General features: G+C 37.7%; 12 protein-coding genes and 2 pseudogenes. All 14 read left to right on the forward strand.

The annotated features are described in order from the left end of the window. Nucleotides 1-456: 456 nt before the first annotated feature. The 14 genes and pseudogenes from ACWATA_RS25950 (at nucleotide 457) to ACWATA_RS26015 (ending at nucleotide 17060) form a co-directional block, all read left to right on the forward strand. Nucleotides 457-921 carry a hypothetical protein gene (locus tag ACWATA_RS25950; protein ID WP_473050290.1) on the forward strand — a complete coding sequence of 155 codons (465 nt, stop codon included), beginning with the start codon at nucleotides 457-459 and terminating at the stop codon, nucleotides 919-921. Between the two features lie 28 nt (nucleotides 922-949). Then, complete coding sequence (locus ACWATA_RS25955; RefSeq protein ID WP_171779360.1) at nucleotides 950-1198, forward strand: hypothetical protein; 249 nt, start codon at nucleotides 950-952, stop codon at nucleotides 1196-1198. A 693-nt stretch (nucleotides 1199-1891) separates the two neighbouring features. Further along, nucleotides 1892-3709 carry a group II intron reverse transcriptase/maturase gene (gene ltrA, locus ACWATA_RS25960; protein WP_221816258.1) on the forward strand — a complete coding sequence of 606 codons (1818 nt, stop codon included), beginning with the start codon at nucleotides 1892-1894 and terminating at the stop codon, nucleotides 3707-3709. A gap of 112 nt (nucleotides 3710-3821) precedes the next feature. Continuing rightward, complete coding sequence (locus ACWATA_RS25965) at nucleotides 3822-4043, forward strand: hypothetical protein (protein ID WP_372455436.1); 222 nt, start codon at nucleotides 3822-3824, stop codon at nucleotides 4041-4043. A 67-nt stretch (nucleotides 4044-4110) separates the two neighbouring features. After that, nucleotides 4111-5235 carry a hypothetical protein gene (locus tag ACWATA_RS25970; RefSeq protein ID WP_473050291.1) on the forward strand — a complete coding sequence of 375 codons (1125 nt, stop codon included), beginning with the start codon at nucleotides 4111-4113 and terminating at the stop codon, nucleotides 5233-5235. A gap of 15 nt (nucleotides 5236-5250) precedes the next feature. Then, nucleotides 5251-5760 (forward strand): hypothetical protein, encoded by a 510-nt coding sequence (locus ACWATA_RS25975; protein ID WP_473050292.1) that lies wholly within the window; start codon nucleotides 5251-5253, stop codon nucleotides 5758-5760. Then, nucleotides 5750-7462: pseudogene (locus tag ACWATA_RS25980) on the forward strand (VirD4-like conjugal transfer protein, CD1115 family); the annotation flags it as partial. The gene ACWATA_RS25975 and the pseudogene ACWATA_RS25980, both read left to right, overlap by 11 nt. A 600-nt stretch (nucleotides 7463-8062) precedes the next feature. Then, nucleotides 8063-9877: a reverse transcriptase/maturase family protein gene (locus ACWATA_RS25985; protein WP_473050294.1), complete on the forward strand. Its 1815-nt coding sequence runs from the start codon at nucleotides 8063-8065 to the stop codon at nucleotides 9875-9877. A gap of 104 nt (nucleotides 9878-9981) precedes the next feature. After that, a pseudogene (locus tag ACWATA_RS25990) lies at nucleotides 9982-10492 on the forward strand (TraG/TraD/VirD4 family protein); the annotation flags it as partial. Between the two features lie 388 nt (nucleotides 10493-10880). Further along, a complete protein-coding gene (locus ACWATA_RS25995; RefSeq protein WP_271997951.1) occupies nucleotides 10881-11087 on the forward strand; it encodes a hypothetical protein in 207 nt (68 codons plus the stop codon). A 23-nt stretch (nucleotides 11088-11110) separates the two neighbouring features. Beyond that, complete coding sequence (locus tag ACWATA_RS26000) at nucleotides 11111-12205, forward strand: pLS20_p028 family conjugation system transmembrane protein (RefSeq protein WP_473050295.1); 1095 nt, start codon at nucleotides 11111-11113, stop codon at nucleotides 12203-12205. A 711-nt stretch (nucleotides 12206-12916) separates the two neighbouring features. Beyond that, on the forward strand, nucleotides 12917-14728 hold the full coding sequence (ltrA, locus tag ACWATA_RS26005; protein ID WP_473050296.1) for a group II intron reverse transcriptase/maturase: 1812 nt from the start codon (nucleotides 12917-12919) through the stop codon (nucleotides 14726-14728). Between the two features lie 142 nt (nucleotides 14729-14870). Beyond that, nucleotides 14871-16730 (forward strand): hypothetical protein, encoded by a 1860-nt coding sequence (locus ACWATA_RS26010; protein ID WP_473050297.1) that lies wholly within the window; start codon nucleotides 14871-14873, stop codon nucleotides 16728-16730. Between the two features lie 39 nt (nucleotides 16731-16769). Continuing rightward, nucleotides 16770-17060 carry a DUF5592 family protein gene (locus ACWATA_RS26015; RefSeq protein WP_473050298.1) on the forward strand — a complete coding sequence of 97 codons (291 nt, stop codon included), beginning with the start codon at nucleotides 16770-16772 and terminating at the stop codon, nucleotides 17058-17060. Nucleotides 17061-17068: the final 8 nt, after the last annotated feature.

Raw genomic sequence — 17068 nt, forward strand, 5'->3', positions numbered from 1 at the left:
TTGAAACGTGCCGAGAGCACGAGAAGTGGTACCTTGACAATCTTATATTGCGTGCCTCCCCTAAACGGATCACAAGGGGGTTAAGGTATACGATAACGAAAAGGTTCGATGAGTGCGTCCTAAAACTCATCGGTGATCTAGCAACAAAACAGTGACGGTATATCCATGATCTGTGAAGGGTTTCGTCGTGAGGGTCACTCCGAAGAAGCGACAAGACTCCAAACAGTAGATATACGAGGTTCTTCGTACATGCCGAAAACGTTGTGCATTATTGGGCTTAGTGAAAACTATGCATGCCAATATAGGGTTTGCCCTTCCAGCCAGAAACGGGTATATATTTCCTTTCATAGCCTTGAAAAGACAGAGATGATCGCTAAACATATGGTAAAATATTACTCTCGGTAGGTTTCAGAATCGCTTGTTATGTCTGAATATTAAGAACAAAGGAGAATGGTTATGAAAAACAAAAAATGGTTAATTTCTGCCGTGGCAGGAATCGTTGTGGCTCTAGGAATAGGCACAGCGTTTGTCTCTTCCCACAATTCAAGTGAAGTGAAAGGAAATGGTGAACTAGAGGAATTACATCCCCTTCAAATGAAAAAGTTTATGAAAGAAGATGGTACAGGATTTGTGATGTATTCCTACGATGAAGATAATCGAGACATATATATGAATGATGTAAAAAAAGCATTAAAGGAAAATGAGGTGAATGGCAAAGAACTCAACAACAATGATCCTCAATTTGAGGGTACAAAAGGTCAAAGTGATTATGGTGTAACTCAAAGAACCGATACTTTAGCTGTATACAAGAAGGGAGAACTAAAACAAGAAATTAAGTTTGAGGATTATGATCCATCTCAGTTAGAAACAGAACTTTCTCATTTTATTGAAACCTCCAAAGAACTGTATTTCGAAGAATAAGAGATTTGTTTTGAAAGGTGGTGGTATCTTGACGATCTCCCAAAAGGAATTAAAGAAATCAAAAGACCTCGTGGAAAAGTTGCTGAAAGTGAATGGAAACAAATACAACGACTGGCTACACCAACAACATCAACAATTTATTGAAGAAAATCAAGATTTAATTCTTCAAGCATTAAGCGCCTTTACAGGTGAAGAAGAGGAGGAAGAAAAAAACGAACCAAAAGTAGCTGAACAAGTTCCTGTAAGAACACAAAGTATTCCCGTAACGCAAAATTAATGAAAAAGAGGAGTGAAACACATGTTAGATTTATTGAATAGCGTGGATGTGACACAGTTAACTTCCCATTTAACCCTTGGTGCGGCTGACGGTATGAACGTGCGCCCATAAGGGCAATTAAGTATTCAACTCTGGCAAAGTTGCAAGCTAAAATTCACAATAAGCTTGTTGTCAACACCTTACTTAACCTTGGAAACAAGGTTGGGGACTATAGCATGGTGATAAAGCCTTAATCCACTTAATCATCAAAAGTGAAGACGAAAGGCGAGACAAAAGGATATAGACGAGGATGAAAGCTATACTGCTTGAATGATAAGCCAAGAGGGAATAGCGTCTCCGGTGACGAAAGATGATTGAAACGTCATTTAGATAGTGGATAAAATATGCCGTTCATGTGTTTTATCAGTGAATCCTATCTACTCATACCGATAAGGAAATGAAGGCTGAAAGTCACATCCGACACTATATCGAGCCATACTTAATTGTACTAAATGGGGATTGCCTAAGTTGAAGCGCCTAATATTAGGCTATTGAGGATGATACCAAGTGTAAAAGCGAGGTATGTGGCTCATGAAAATTCAATATGGCAACAGAGCTCCCGTAGTAGTCCGAGGTAGGGAAAGCCTATTACATGGCGAAGGGGAGCAGCTTACTTGGTACTAATACAAATTGCGGAAAGGTGTGAGAGACACTATGAGAAGTCCAGCGATAGTATTAGACAATCTAATCAAACACGCAGGAAATCCTAATTATCAATTCCAAAGATTGTACCGTAACTTATACAATGTGGATTTTTATCTTGATGCATATAATAAAATATATGCAAATGAGGGTAATATGACCAGTGGAATGGACGGGAAAACAATCGATGGGATGAGCTTGGAAAGAATAAATTCACTGATCGAAAGCCTTAAAAATAACACTTACAAACCAACGCCAGTCAAAAGAGTTTATATACCAAAAGCTAAAGGCGGTAGACGACCTTTAGGCATACCTTCCATAGAGGATAAACTCGTACAGGGAATTATAAAATCAATACTTGAAGCAATTTATGAAAGTAAATTCTCAGATAGATCACATGGGTTTAGGAAGGAAAGAAGTTGCCACACTGCTTTAATACAAATAAAGAAAACATTTAATTCAGCCAAATGGTTTATTGAAGGAGATATAAAGGGGTTCTTTGATAATATTGATCATCAAATTCTCATTAATATTCTAAGAAAGCATATTAATGATGAGAAATTTATTGTATTGATTCAAAAATTCCTAAAAGCAGGGTACCTAGACGATTGGAAGTTTCACAAAACCTATAGTGGAACGCCGCAAGGCGGCATTATCAGTCCTATTCTATCCAACATATACCTTAACGAATTTGATAAATATATGGAAGAATATAAATCTAAGTTCGATAAGGGTGAAAAGAGAAAAGCTGACCGGGAATATTCTAAATTAGGGAGTAGAAAATCAGCTAGAGTGAAAGCGTTGGAGAAAAATAGATATAAGATGACTAAAGAGGAAATTACCAAAAGGCTTGATGGTATCAGGGAAGTTAGAGAGATGATGGATCAGCTTACACCAACAGACCCAATGGATAAAGCCTTCAGGAGACTCCAGTACGTTAGGTACGCAGATGATTTCATCATTAGCGTAATTGGCAGTAAAGAAGAGGCTGAAAATATTAAAGCAGATATTACAAACTTTCTGAAAGAAAAACTAAACCTTGAATTATCCCAAGAAAAAACTCTTATTACACATCATAATAAATTCGCTAGATTTCTAGGTTATGACATCGCAACTGAGAAAAGAGAAAAAATACTTTACCTTGAAAACGGATTTAGAACGTTTAAGAAAGGTCATATAGTTCTATATGTACCAAAAGAAGTGTGGGTTAATAAGCTCAAAAACTTGGGAGCACTAAATTTAAAAACAATGACTGGCGAATGGCAGGGTAAGAGTAGGTCGAACATGAGAAACCTAGATGACCTAGAGATTATATCTATATTTAACGCTGAAATTAGAGGGTTATACAATTATTATAAACTAGCTAAGAATGTAAGTGTTTTAAATAAATTTCACTGGATTATGGAGCAAAGCTTTCTCAAAACACTAGCTGGTAAATATAAAACTTCTAAGCAAAAAGCTTTTAAAAAGTACTCATTTGAAGGCAAAATTGGCGTTAAATATAAAACTAAAACGGGCGAAAAAATAATGTTATTCCACGAAAAAAGCTACAAGAGGCAAGGTACACCTAATACGTATTACAAGGTGGATAACATTGAAGAAACAGTGAAGATATTTGGAGCTAGTACAAGTCTAGCAGAAAGACTCCGAGCAAAAAAATGTGAGTGGTGTGGGACAGAGAATGTTCCTTTGGAAATGCATCACGTTAGGAAATTAAAAAACCTGAAAGGTAAAGCTAAATGGGAAAAACACATGATAGCTAGAAAACGAAAAACGTTGGCTATGTGTATTCCCTGTCATAAAAAACTTCACAGTGGGAGATTAGATTAGGAGTAAGTGGAAAGCCGTATACGCTGAGAGGTGTACGTACGGTTTGGAGGGGGACATTTGAAAACCTACCATAATAATATGGAAAGGCGTTGGGTGTCTACCCTATGGCCTCATAGAAAGTGGAAAGTCTATTATCAAATGGATGCAGCGTATTGCAATGGTTGCGGCAGCTCTTGCCTTTTGTGTAGGTGGTTATCACTTAATCTTAGGTGGAGAACGAGGTCGTCATAAATGTATTGCATGGTTTGTTGGAGGAGCAGTTGGGTTAGTCGTTGTCATGGGTGCTTATGCACTAGCTGAAGGTGTAAATACAAATATCCGATTCGGAAGCTAAGAAAGCTATACAGTTGATTGTATAGCTTTTTTCTATGCTCATTTTTAGACGAAAGGAATGGAGAAACATGCTGTCTGTCATGTTTATAAAAAGTGAAACAAAAGAGTTGAAGCCATTTCAAAAGTTATCAATTCCAGATGCTTGTGAGATGACAGAGACATTAGAAACCCACTATCAGCGTACAAAGAAAAAAGCTCATGCAGATTTTTTTATCCTCGATGAGGAAGATCAAGAGGTATATGCAGGAACGTTGTCCATTGGATCAGGTTATGCTCGTCATGTAGTCGATCATATTAAGAAAAAGTTAGGCTCTTTAAAAATGGACGATATACAGGAAGCTCGAAAGAGAAGTTTTCTTGACCAATTGGAAAAGGAAGTACCGGACCATCTGAAAACAACAGATGGTTCCTTTTCTTTAGAGGAAGAAACAGAGGACCATGTGCAAACGATTCAAACGCCTGTCCTTTCTACTCGTAACCGAAGGTTGATTTATAGTGGAGGGATTTTATCCCTTCTTATCCTTTCAGCAACGTGTTTTTCGACTGTAGCTACTTCTCAAGATCGAGCTGAAACAATTCAAGATTTACAAAAACAAGTCAAACTAGAACAAAAAATAACAGGAACATATGAAAGAGCGCTCTTAGGAGATTCAGAAGGGGCTTTAAAAAGGGTTTCCTCTATTGATGAACAAAGTCTCACGAACGAACAAAAAAACGTTTATATGAGCCTTCTTGTCGATCAAAAAAAGTATGAGGAAGCTGTTCAGCTTCAGGGAGACCATCCAGAAGTAGTAGAAAACATGATTTCAAAGAAGGGAGATGTCAATGCGTTAAAAGAGTTTCAACAAACGTTTCCTTCTCCGAATGGAGCCTTTGATCTTGCCTATCACGAACAACGATGGGAAGATATGATGCGTCAATCAGGGGTAGAAATGACTGATAAACGGTATGAAATGAAGGCTTATGGATACTTGAAGCTTGATAAAGTAAAGGAGGCCAAAGAAGAGGCAGCACATATTCAAAATCAAGGGCTAAATCAAAAAATAGAAACCTATGAGAAAACAAAGAAAGAAGTAGAAGAGACGAAAAAACAAGTGGAGGAGGAAAAGAAGAAAGATTCAAAAGATGAAAAGAAAATCAAGTCGTTAACGGATCAACAGAAGAAACAAGAAGAACTCCTTAAAAATCTATAAGAAAGGATGAACAGAATGTATACACAAACGAAAGTGAAAAACCAGAAGCAAGCCTTTGTCGTAGGGGTTGAGTACTATGAAGAAGATTTATTCCTCGAAATTGAATTAGGCACGTTTTACACCACTCAACTTCATGCTCAACGTATTGCGAACAGTATTCATAATGTCATTCTTTTAGAGAATCAGATTGTCATTATTTTTAAAAATGCTGATTCAATTACTCTTACAGACGATTTTCTGAAATATGCGTTCAAGTTTCGGTTATGCACGAAACCAACGATGCCACCTCTTGATATCTCCAAGCTCACTCAACAAGAAAAAGACGACTTAGTTTATAATGAAGCCTATATGGTGACAGAAGAGGATATGAAAGAGGTACAATGGGATATTAACACGGCTTTTCGTTACCTTCAGTATAAGTATGAGGCAAGAGATCAAGCCTTCTTTTCTCTATCATCGAGTGCCTATTATGTCATTCCTACTTCTGAAGAGATTGACCAGGAGGAAATGAGAAATGCAACCTAATAAATCGATCAAATATGTGGTCGCTGAAAAACAAGTACTTATTCCTTTAAGTGCTTGTTTTTTTGTGTCTGTTCTACTCATCTTAAACTTTCTTTTCAACATAATGAGGAACCTTGTTCAAACAACGTTTAGTGATGTATTTAAGCCGCAGCCTTTTCATTTGGAAACATCTTTTTTGACGGAGATTCATCTTCAACAGTACACACCTTTATATGGAGCCATGTGTTTAGTGGCTGCCTTATTAACAGCAAAATTTGCTTACAACATTCGATCCAACTTCAAGGATTTAAACCACAATCAAAAAGGATCGGGGCGATTTACAACAAGAAGTGAACTAAAAAAGCAATATCGAAAAGTACCTGAAAAAACGACAACGTATCAAGGTGGAGGTGGTGTACCTGTTTCACGTATTCAAACCTATGACCTCATTCAGAATTGGAAGGAATATAAAGCTTTAAAGGGAATAGAGAAGCTTCTCAAAACCCATAAGCTTTTTTCAAAAAGAGGATATTTACTTATCGATGATTCACCCGTTAATAATTTGATCATTGGGATTACACGATCGGGGAAAGGAGAAACGTTTGTTTTTCCAACAATCGACGTATACTCTAGGGCTGAAAAGCAACCTGCTCTTGTACTCAATGATCCAAAAGCTGAGATCCTTGCAGCTTCGAAAGAGATTCTTGAAAAGAGGGGGTATCATATTGAAGTTTTAAACTTACTGAATCCATTAGAATCAATGAGCTATAACCTTTTAGAAATGATAAAAGAAACCTATAAAGACGGTGATTATTCCACTGCCCAAGCATTGTGTAATACGTTATCCTATACGCTTTACTACAATCCAAATGCGAAAGATCCGTTCTGGCAACAATGTGCCATGAGTTTATGCAACGCTATGATTCTTGCTGTAACAGATAAGTGTATTAAAGAAAAGGAAGAGCATAAAATTACGATGTACACAGTAGCGAATATGTTGTCGGAGTTAGGCTCCAAAGAGGTTGTGATTAATAAAAAAGGAGATACGCAAAATGCGTTGGATTTGTATTTTGATGGGCTTCCAACAGAAAGTGTAGCCAAAATGCAGTATGCGACATCGAACTTCTCAAAAGGCACGACAAGAGGAGGGATTTTCACTCAAACAATGAATGGTTTATCCATTTTTACGTTTGATGAAATTGCCAAGATGACCTCTAAAAACAGCGTCGATTTAAAACGTGTGGGTTTTGGAAAAACAATCAAAGGAACAGCAACACCTCTTACTCGCTTAGAGATCATCTTTCCAGACGGTCAAACGGAGACCATTAAAACGGATGGAAAAGGGTTATTCGAACTCAACTTTACAAGTGATTTGAAGCAAAATGATGAAATTATTCTAGCTGAAAAGTTTAGTGATAAAATCGTTACTTCATCGAGGCTTGAAACCGTGATATCGATTAATAGGATCACGAAAGAAACAGGAAATACGACGTTTACAGTGAAAAGGCAACATCCAAGTATTCATGTAAAGGAAGTGACGTATTTTACAAAACCAATCGCTATTTTTATGGTCACACCAGATTATGATTCTAGTAATCACGTTATTGCATCCATATTTGTTCGCCAGTTGTATTATATACTTGCAAAAAATGCTTCATTGGCGAGAGGAAACAAGTGTCATCGAGAAGTAGTGTTTTTGTTAGACGAATTTGGCGTGCGCCCATACGGGCATATAGAGAATCTCCTTAGACAAGAGATGGGAGTCTGCGCTTAACCCATTTACCGCCTTGCTTACCCACAAGGGGAAACCCGGAGGGGACCAGAGCATGCAAGGAAAGCCCTAAGTTACCAAAATGACCTAGGTACGACTGAGGGGCAAGGTAAAAAATATTATGAATAAGGATGAATGCTAAACTGCGTGAACCATAGTCCAAAGTGGAGTATCGTCGCCCGAAGTGAAGGGTCATTGAAACGCTTCGCAGTCAAGAATGGAGATATTGCCAAAGTTTCCATTGAACATACGTGATACGTATGGCAGACCAAAGACTGGCTAACTTGGATAACAAGTAACGGACGAAAGTGGCATCCGACATCATAATTAGTCTAGTTTCTATATGTACTAAATGGGGATTACCTAACTTGGAACGCCTCGTGAGGAGGCTATTGAGGATGATACCAAGTGTAAAAAGCAAGGTATGTGGCTCATGAAAATCCAAAATGGTAACGGAGTTCTCGTAGTAGTCAGAGCGAGGGAAAGCCTCGTACAAGGCAAAGGAGAACAGTCTTTTCGACTAATATTAAATTGGGAAGGGGCGTGAGGCTCTTGCGAAGCCCAAAAATCGTATTAGGAAATCTAGCATCTCACAGTAACAAAGCAGGGTATAAATACAAAAAATTATATCGGAATCTGTATAACCCATTATTTTTTCTCGATGCCTATCAAAATATATACGCCAGTGAAGGAAACATGACTGCTGGAACAGATGGAAAGACCATTGACGGAATGTCTACAGAAAGAATCTCAGCACTAATTGATAAGTTACGAGATTATACTTACCAACCAAAGCCAGTGAGAAGAGTTTATATTCCAAAGAAAAATGGAAAAAAGCGTCCATTAGGCATACCTTCCATAGAAGATAAGTTAGTTCAAGAAGTCATCAAAAACCTATTACAATCCATCTATGAACCAACCTTTAGTAAGTTCTCTCATGGCTTTCGCCCTGAAAAAAGTTGCCATACAGCACTAATTCAGGTCAAAGGAACTTTTACTGGGAGTAGATGGTTCATTGAAGGCGATATTGAAGGTTTTTTCGACAATATTAATCATCATATTCTTATCAATATCCTAAGGAAGAGGATTGATGATGAACAATTTATTTCGCTTATATGGAAGTTTCTTAGAGCTGGTTACTTGGAAGAATGGAAGTTCCATAAGACGTTTAGTGGTGCACCACAAGGTGGTATTCTTAGCCCTTTACTAGCAAATATTTATCTAAATGAGTTAGATAATTTTATAAATCGGTATAAGTCAACTTTTGACATAGGAAAAGTTAGAAGGATGAACCCAGCTTATTCTAAAATACAACATCAAATTAACAGGGCTAAGAAAGAACTGAGGGAATCTAAGGAAATAGATGAAGAACGGGAAAAAGAATTAACTAATAAGGTAAATGAGTTGTTAGCTGAAAGAGAACGTATTCCTCAACGATATCCGATGGATGAGAATTATAAAAGAATTCAATATGTGAGATATGCAGATGACTTTCTCATTGGAGTTATTGGAAGCAAGGAAGATGCATACGAGGTAAAAAAAGACATTGCCAATTTCTTGAAATCGGAACTTAAGCTAACATTATCCGAGGAGAAAACACTTATAACAAATACGAGGCATAAGGCTCGATTTTTAGGATATGACGTTAAAGTTTTGCGAGATTTCAACTCCAAACGACGAAGCGATGGAATAAAAACAAGAGCATTCTCATTAAAATGTGAACTATATATGCCTACCGATCTTGTTTATAGTCGCCTGTTTAAAAAAGGGGTAATAAAGGTCAACCAAAAGACAGGTCAATGGAAACCAATGCACCGTCCAGAGTTAATTAAATTGGTTCCTCTTGAGATTCTAAGAAACTATAACGCCCAGATACGTGGAACCTATCAATATTACCAACTGGCAGTTAATGTGTGCCATCTAAACAGTTATAAGTATCTCCTTGAATATTCTATGTACAAAACCTTAGCAAATAAGTACCGTACTACCTTAGGTAAAGCTAAACAAAAATTTATGGTAAACGGAATATTCCAAGTTAGTTATATGACGAAGTCCGGTAAGAAAACGGAAGAGCTTTATGATAAGGGATTTCGTAGGAATAAAACTCCTATAACAAAAAAGGATATAGAAAAACTTCCTTCGGAAGTATCATACCAATCCCGAACATCGCTTATTCAAAGGTTGATGGCTAATCAATGTGAATGGTGTAAGACTGAAGAAGGCTCAATGGAAGTTCATCATGTTCGAAAGTTAAAGAACCTTAAAGGGAAAAAGAAATGGGAAAAACAGATGATAGCAAGAAGTCGTAAAACGATGGTACTTTGTCGAAAGTGTCATCATGACCTGCATAATGGGAAGCTAGACTGAAAAGATGGAGAGCCGTATACCTTGAGAGGGGTACGTACGGTTCGGGGGGGAGTTCTCGGAAACCTAAGACCGAAAGGTCTTAAGGCGCCGGGTTCTTACCCTACAACATGCCGGCAATTGAGGGAATGTCCAACATTATCACGGTTTGTTTAGGTCGAAATATACGTTTTAATTTAGTTATTCAAGCATATCCGCAGCTGAAAAATAAGTATGGAGATGACGCAGCAACAATTGAAGGGAACTGTGGGAATACGATCTACGTTCTCACAAATAACTATGACACAGCGCAAGAGGTTTCGAAAAAGCTTGGAGAAAGCACGATTAACTCAACATCTCGAAGTGGAAAAGGACTTTCTACTGATAAGAGCAAGACTGAAGGTGTTGATAACAAGCATCTTTTAACACCTAATGAGTTAATGGAATTAAAAGAAGGAGAAAGTGTCGTCATTCGAGTTGTCAAAAGACAAGATAAAAAACGTCGTAGAGTCAAAGCACACCCCATCTATAACACTGGAAAAACATCGTTGAAATACCGTTGGGAATATCTTGGAGATGACTTTAACACAGATCGTTCGATTCTAGATATCGATATTTCGTCCTTACATGAACAAGTCAATCCAAGATCCTTAGTGATTCATAATTTCTTTCCTTTTCAATCACAAGCTCCATCGGTAGAAAAAGAAGAGGAACTAGCCAACGATCCGTTTACTCCTCTAACGTATGAGAACTATAAAACTAAGACAGTCAAAGAGTTTTTTGATGGAGATAAAAACGTTTCTACTGCTCTAAAAGTACACTTACCAAAGGCAATGAATAAAACGGTAGAAGAGATTGAGAAGCAGTCCATGAGTGATTTTGAAGAGGAATTAACGATGTTAGGAGTTAGTGACCAACTGAATAAAAATGTCCACAAACTTCTTGAAGTAAAAATAAATACCATCATTAAGAATTTACAACATGAGATGGAAGAACAAGAAGCTTACTATCAAAAGGAGGAGAAAGAATGACGAGTATTTCAAAGGAATTAGAGCGTATTTTAGAGGACTATGCACCGATTGTAAAGGAAGGACATCAGGTGTTAATTGGCTTACTAGATGGCACTATACACCTGGAAAAAGGGAAGGAAGGAGAAGCACCTGTACAAATTCGTGTTTCTCCTCTGGATGAACGATTAGAGATAACCGTTGATACGTTGTTTCAAGGCATATAATACCTTCGTAAGGAGATGAGCAGATGAAGGATGAAGAAATTCTTAAAAAACTCCATGAGTTTTCAGATTACTTAGATGTTGGAGATATTCCCAGCTATTTGTTACGAAAAATAGGGTGGGCATGTATTCAACTTCTTTCTTTTTTAGTGGATGGATTAGAAGGGATTACTGACAGTATATTAGGAGTTAAAGCGTTTTTTAATTCACCCGAAATTCAAGACTTTATTACGAAGATTCAACCCTTTTTATATGTGTTACTGGCTTTTTCCTTTCTGTATATAGGCTATATGTTGATTATTCAGAAGAAAGTCAATCGTGAACAGATTATGATTAACATTTTTATTTCGATGGCAGTCTTACTTTTATTAAATACAAGTATGTTAAAGGCAGATAAATTCACCGATCAAGCCATTGAAGCCGTTGATTTGAATGAAAAAGGCACGGTAAGTGAAAAGATTATTAAAAGTAATATAACAGATGTAGCGCAATTTGATCTTACTAAGTGGAAGAGTCCTAAATTAAAGGAACCGAATAAGGTACCTCAAAAAAATATTATGATGATTGATATTACTGAAAAGATTGATAAGGATTTTCAGGTTAGCAAAGGAAAAGATTTAAGTAAGGACGGTAAGAAGATATTAGAAAACAAAACAGAAATTGCACCAGATGGAAAAGAGGGGTTAACTGAAATAGACAATGGATGGTTTGATTTCTTTCCAGAACTTTATTATCGATGGTCATGGAACTTCTGGACGATTGCCATTTCCCTTTTTGTTATAGGGATGACGTTGTTATTTACGTCTATTAAGTTAGCAAAACTATGTTATGAGCTAGGATTCAATGCGATTTTAGCCCAATTAGTTGCACCTGCCGATGTAGCAGATGGGCAGAAGTTAAAAGCCGTTCTAAAGAATATCGTGAATACATTCCTTGTGACGATCATGATTTTTATATCCATGAAGGTCTATTTAATGGGAACCGTCTTTATTAGCGATAAGCTAGAAGGTATTCCGTATCTGATCGCATTGATTGCCTTTAGTATTGCAGTCGTAGATGGGCCTGTAATGTGTGAACGTCTCTTTGGCATTGATGCTGGCTTGAGTGCGACTTGTTGCTAGACAAAAGTAATCGCAGGATTACTACAAAACTGGCGTAGTTAGCTGATTTAATTCAGAAACTATAACTATTATTACGATTGGTAGAATGAGAGGGTAACGCCTTAAAATGCCATCCCAAAGATACGAATAGCGTAAATATGAGTAAACATATTTAGGTTATAAGCTCGTTGCGATGCCTTAGAAATCACCCTAACGGGTTAAGCCGAGGAAAACCGAACCAGAGGTGGTCGAGTGATATAGGGCTAGGGTCTATAAAATATCTATGGTTAGGATGTTCCGGAAAGAACTGACGAAGTCGGGAATGTACGGGTCTAAACGGCGGATACTTAGAAATGGGTATGACACATGAGTGTAGTAAGTGTGGGTTAGTAAAACTTTAGGCTATGAAACCCCATATAGTGTTTAAGGCACTATCTAGCTTACAGGCTTATACCGACGACCTACGGATATATGCACAGATAGTAATAATGGAACAAGGGAAGCTTAGAATGTGGAGGTTTTACTGCCGGCGAAACATTGATGAGGAAAGGGTTTACCTATAACTTATCTTAATCTAAGTGAATGTAGTGGCATAAGCGTTGAAGTTTCTGTAACGGGAACTGAGCAATAGCCACAAGACAAGTTAATGAGAAAACATTAAATGCTAAATAAATTCAAGGTTCGAGTATGACTAAGAGATGCCAAACTCCTTTTAAAGGAGGATTAACAGACTTGAAGGAAAGCCAAATCTTAAAGAAGAGACAATTACTAAGAAATAATGAATATTACACAATGCAAGATGTATTTGACAGGCTATATGAACGATCATGCAAGAATTTTAAATTCAGAAATCTAATGCAGTATATACTCGATGAGAATAATATCTTATTAGCCTTTAGAAATATTAAAAATAATAAGGGATCAACCACCGTTGGAACTGACAATGTAGATATTTCTCACTACATGAAGATGGAGACAGACAAATTAGTAAGCTATTTTAAACATGAACTTACCAATTATGTCCCTAGAAGTGTTAAAAGAGTGGTTATACCAAAGGCGAACGGTAAAACCAGACCACTAGGAATACCATGTATGAAAGATAGAATCATACAACAATGTATTAAACAAGTATTGGAACCAATATGCGAAGCTAAATTCCATCAACATAGTTATGGTTTTAGACCTAATAGGTCTACAAATCACGCAATAGCTAGATGTATGCAACTAATGAATAAAGGACAACTACATTACGTGGTTGATATTGACATTAAAGGTTTCTTCGATAATGTCAATCATGCAAAGCTAAAAAAGCAGTTATGGAATATGGGTATACAAGATAAAAATCTAATCAGCATTATTGGAAAAATACTTAAGTCGGAAATAGAAGGGCAAGGTATCCCAACTAAAGGTGTACCGCAAGGTGGCATAATCAGTCCTCTCTTATCGAACGTGGTATTAAACGAATTAGACTGGTGGATAAGTTCGCAATGGGAGACCTATGATACTAAACACAACTACTCCTGCTTACACAAATATAGGGCGATGAAAAGCACAAATCTTAAAGAAATATGGCTAGTAAGGTATGCAGATGACTTTAAAATCTTCTGCAGGGACTACAAAACAGCTCAAAGGATATATAAAGCAACCAAACAATGGTTAAAAGAAAGATTGGATTTAGATATAAGCGAAGAAAAGTCCAAAATAACCAATGTAAGGAAAAAAAGAACTGAATTTTTAGGCTTTGTCCTTAAAGTCGAGAAAAAGAGAAACAAATACGTCTGTCAAAGCAATATGTGTGATAAGGCAAAAAAACATACAATCAATAAAATCAAAAGTCAAATCAAAGTAATTCAGAAAAATTGCAGTAGGATGGAAGTATCTAAACTCAACTCTATCATACTCGGTAGCCACAACTATTACAGGTGTGCTACAAATGTGAATTTAGACTTTTGCGAAATAAATTTCTTAGTATTGAAAACCTTGAAAAACAGATTAAAGAATCATATAACGGATGAACCTAAACTATCCGAAACCTACAGACAGTTATACGGAAGCTACAATGGTAAAATCAGAACCGTACAAAATATTACCCTGTTTCCTATCTATGGATGTAGAACTAAACCACCCATGTGTTTTAGTCAAGACATAAACAACTACACAGTTAGTGGAAGGTTAATTCTCCATAAAAAATTAGGAGGATACAGTCACTTGATAGAACATTTGTTGAAAAGTAACTTCGAAAACCAATCAATAGAGCTTACCGATAACAAAATATCTCTCATTGCGGGTCAACGAGGCAAATGTTATATCACTAACAATAATCTGGAAATAGGGTATATGGAATGTCATCATAAGAAACCTAGAAGTCAAGGCGGTACAGATGAATATAAAAACCTTGTGTGGCTGTGTTACGAAGCTCATAAGCTCGTTCATAGCACGGTACAAGAAACCATTGAAAAGTATCTAAAACAGCTAAACTTAGATAAAAAAGGTTTAAAGCGTATGAATTCTTTAAGAAGGCAAGTAGGAAATTTAGCTATTTAATCGTAGTAACATTAGCTTGTTGGACTGCCGTATGAGGGGAAACTCTCACGTACGGTACGGAGTGGGGGAAAAGATGGAGATAACCTCAAAATCTTACCTATCACTAAAAAGTGGTTGGGGCGCTATTGCAGGAGGTTTTGCGATGGCAAAAGGCATTGAAAGTAGTATTGGCATGATGGGCAGAACCTTAAAAGGAGGAGCCAATCTTGCAAAAGGTGTTGGTAATGTAGGAAAAGGTCTTGGTAGTGGCGCTCTTCAAACAGCAGCAGGAGTTGGAGGTTTTGGTAAAGGGTTAGCTACACAAGGAAATAAAGAAAAACAACCAGCTCTGCATGAAGAAATGAAAAAGGCAGGAATGGCAGGTGAGAAAGGAAACGCTGCCTCTAAAGGTCAAAACGCAGGAAATGAGCAAAAGGCTCAACAACAGGGATTATCCTCTACTGAAAAACAAGAAGGGGGTAAAAATACTGAAGGAAATTCTTTAGAAGGAAAAGGATCAGGTCAAGGCACATCTTTACAAGATGAAATGGAGGTAGCAGGTGTTGCTACTGATAGTCAGGGATCAACTTCCTCTGTAGAAGGTGGAAATGCATCTCTCCATGATGAAATGGAGGCTTCTGGCTATAGTGAAAGTGCAAATGAAGGCATTGGATCTTCTGTAGAAGGTGGAAGTGCTTCTCTACATGATGAAATGGAGGCTTCTGGTTACAGTGAAAGTGCAAATGAAGGTACTGGATCTTCTGTAGAAAGTGGAAGTGCTTCTTTACATGATGAAATGGAGGCTTCTGGTCATAGTGGAAGCACAAATGAAGGCAGCTCTTCTGTAGGAAAAGCAAGTGCTCCTCTTCATGGTGAAATGGAGGCTTCTGGTCATAGTGGAAGCACAAATGGAGGCAGCTCTTCTGTAGGAAAAGCAAGTACTCCTCTTCATGGTGAAATGGAGGCTTCTGGTCATAGTGGAAGTACAAATGGAGGCAGCTCTTCTGTAGGAAAGGCAAGTACTCCTCTTCATGGTGAAATGGAGGCTTCTGGTCATAGTGGAAGTACAAATGGAGGCAGCTCTTCTGTAGGAAAGGCAAGTACTCCTCTTCATGGTGAAATGCAAGCTTCTGGTCATAGTGGAAGTACAAATGGAGGCAGCTCTTCTGTAGGAAAGGCAAGTACTCCTCTTCATGGTGAAATGCAAGCTTCTGGTCATAGTGGAAGTACAAGTGAAGGCGGATCTTCTATAGGAAATGTGAGTACACCTGTTCATGAAGAAATTCAAACTTCCAGTTACGGTGGAAGTACAAGTGAAGGTAGCTCTTCTGTAGGAAATGTGAGTACACCTGTTCATGAGGAAATCCAAACTTCCGGTTATGGCGGAAGTACAAGTGAAGGTAGCTCTTCTGTAGGAAATGTGAGTACACCTGTTCATGAGGAAATCCAAACTTCCGGTTACGGCGGAAGTACAAGTGAAGGTGGATCTTCTGTAGGAAATGTGAGTACACCTGTTCATGAGGAAATCCAAACTTCCGGTTATGGCGGAAGTACAAGTGAAGGTAGCTCTTCTGTAGGAAATGTGAGTACACCTGTTCATGAGGAAATCCAAACTTCCGGTTACGGCGGAAGTACAAGTGAAGGTGGATCTTCTGTAGAAAGTGTAAGTTATCCTACACCAACAAGAGAACCGTCTGTTTCCATACCGACAGGGATGGATCAAGCCCAAGCACAAGTGGCAGCTACACAGGAACCTCGCCAAGGAAAACAACAGATTGAAAAAGACACAGTTCCTGCTTCAACAGACGATATTCCAATGCCAGATCAGAACCGGATAGAAACACGCAATATTGCACAAGTGGTAAAAGATAACTTTAAGGGAGGGGTAGGAAAGGTAAAAGAACGTATTGATAATTCGCAAACAATCCACAAAACAAAACGTTCTTATCAAATTGGACGAAATACAGGGCGAGATTTACGAAATCTTGGATCAAAGAAACGAAATAAACCAGAAGAGAAGTAACAAGCGTTACTTCTCTTTTTTATAGGGAGGAGAAGAATCATGGCAAACTATAACATTCCGAAAGAAATCTCGACGGAATTAAAGATTAATAAATCACTTTATCTCTTCGATTTGTTGTTCATTATTGGCTTACTTATGGTCACGATGATGTTACGCTTTTTTATTCATCCTACACTTCAAATTCTCTTTTATATCTTCATGGGCATATTTGGGCTATTGATGATCGTTAGACCAAGTACGAACCCTAAAAAACGGATGTATGAGGCGTTATTGCTTACACTGGTACGAAAGAAGAGCACGTATTGTGCGATAGATCGGGATCAAGAATAAAGGAGGGT

The sequence above is a fragment of the Priestia sp. USM5 genome, from assembly GCF_058323215.1.

Bases quoted from the DNA above. Each gene is read 5' to 3' on its own strand.
- ltrA (WP_221816258.1), top strand. From the start codon at position 1,892: ATGAGAAGTCCAGCGATAGTATTAGACAATCTAATCAAACACGCAGGA.
- ACWATA_RS25995 (WP_271997951.1), top strand. From the start codon at position 10,881: ATGACGAGTATTTCAAAGGAATTAGAGCGTATTTTAGAGGACTATGCA.
- ACWATA_RS26015 (WP_473050298.1), top strand. From the start codon at position 16,770: ATGGCAAACTATAACATTCCGAAAGAAATCTCGACGGAATTAAAGATT.
- ACWATA_RS26000 (WP_473050295.1), top strand. From the start codon at position 11,111: ATGAAGGATGAAGAAATTCTTAAAAAACTCCATGAGTTTTCAGATTAC.
- ACWATA_RS25950 (WP_473050290.1), top strand. From the start codon at position 457: ATGAAAAACAAAAAATGGTTAATTTCTGCCGTGGCAGGAATCGTTGTG.
- ACWATA_RS26010 (WP_473050297.1), top strand. From the start codon at position 14,871: ATGGCAAAAGGCATTGAAAGTAGTATTGGCATGATGGGCAGAACCTTA.
- ACWATA_RS25975 (WP_473050292.1), top strand. From the start codon at position 5,251: ATGTATACACAAACGAAAGTGAAAAACCAGAAGCAAGCCTTTGTCGTA.
- ACWATA_RS25970 (WP_473050291.1), top strand. From the start codon at position 4,111: ATGCTGTCTGTCATGTTTATAAAAAGTGAAACAAAAGAGTTGAAGCCA.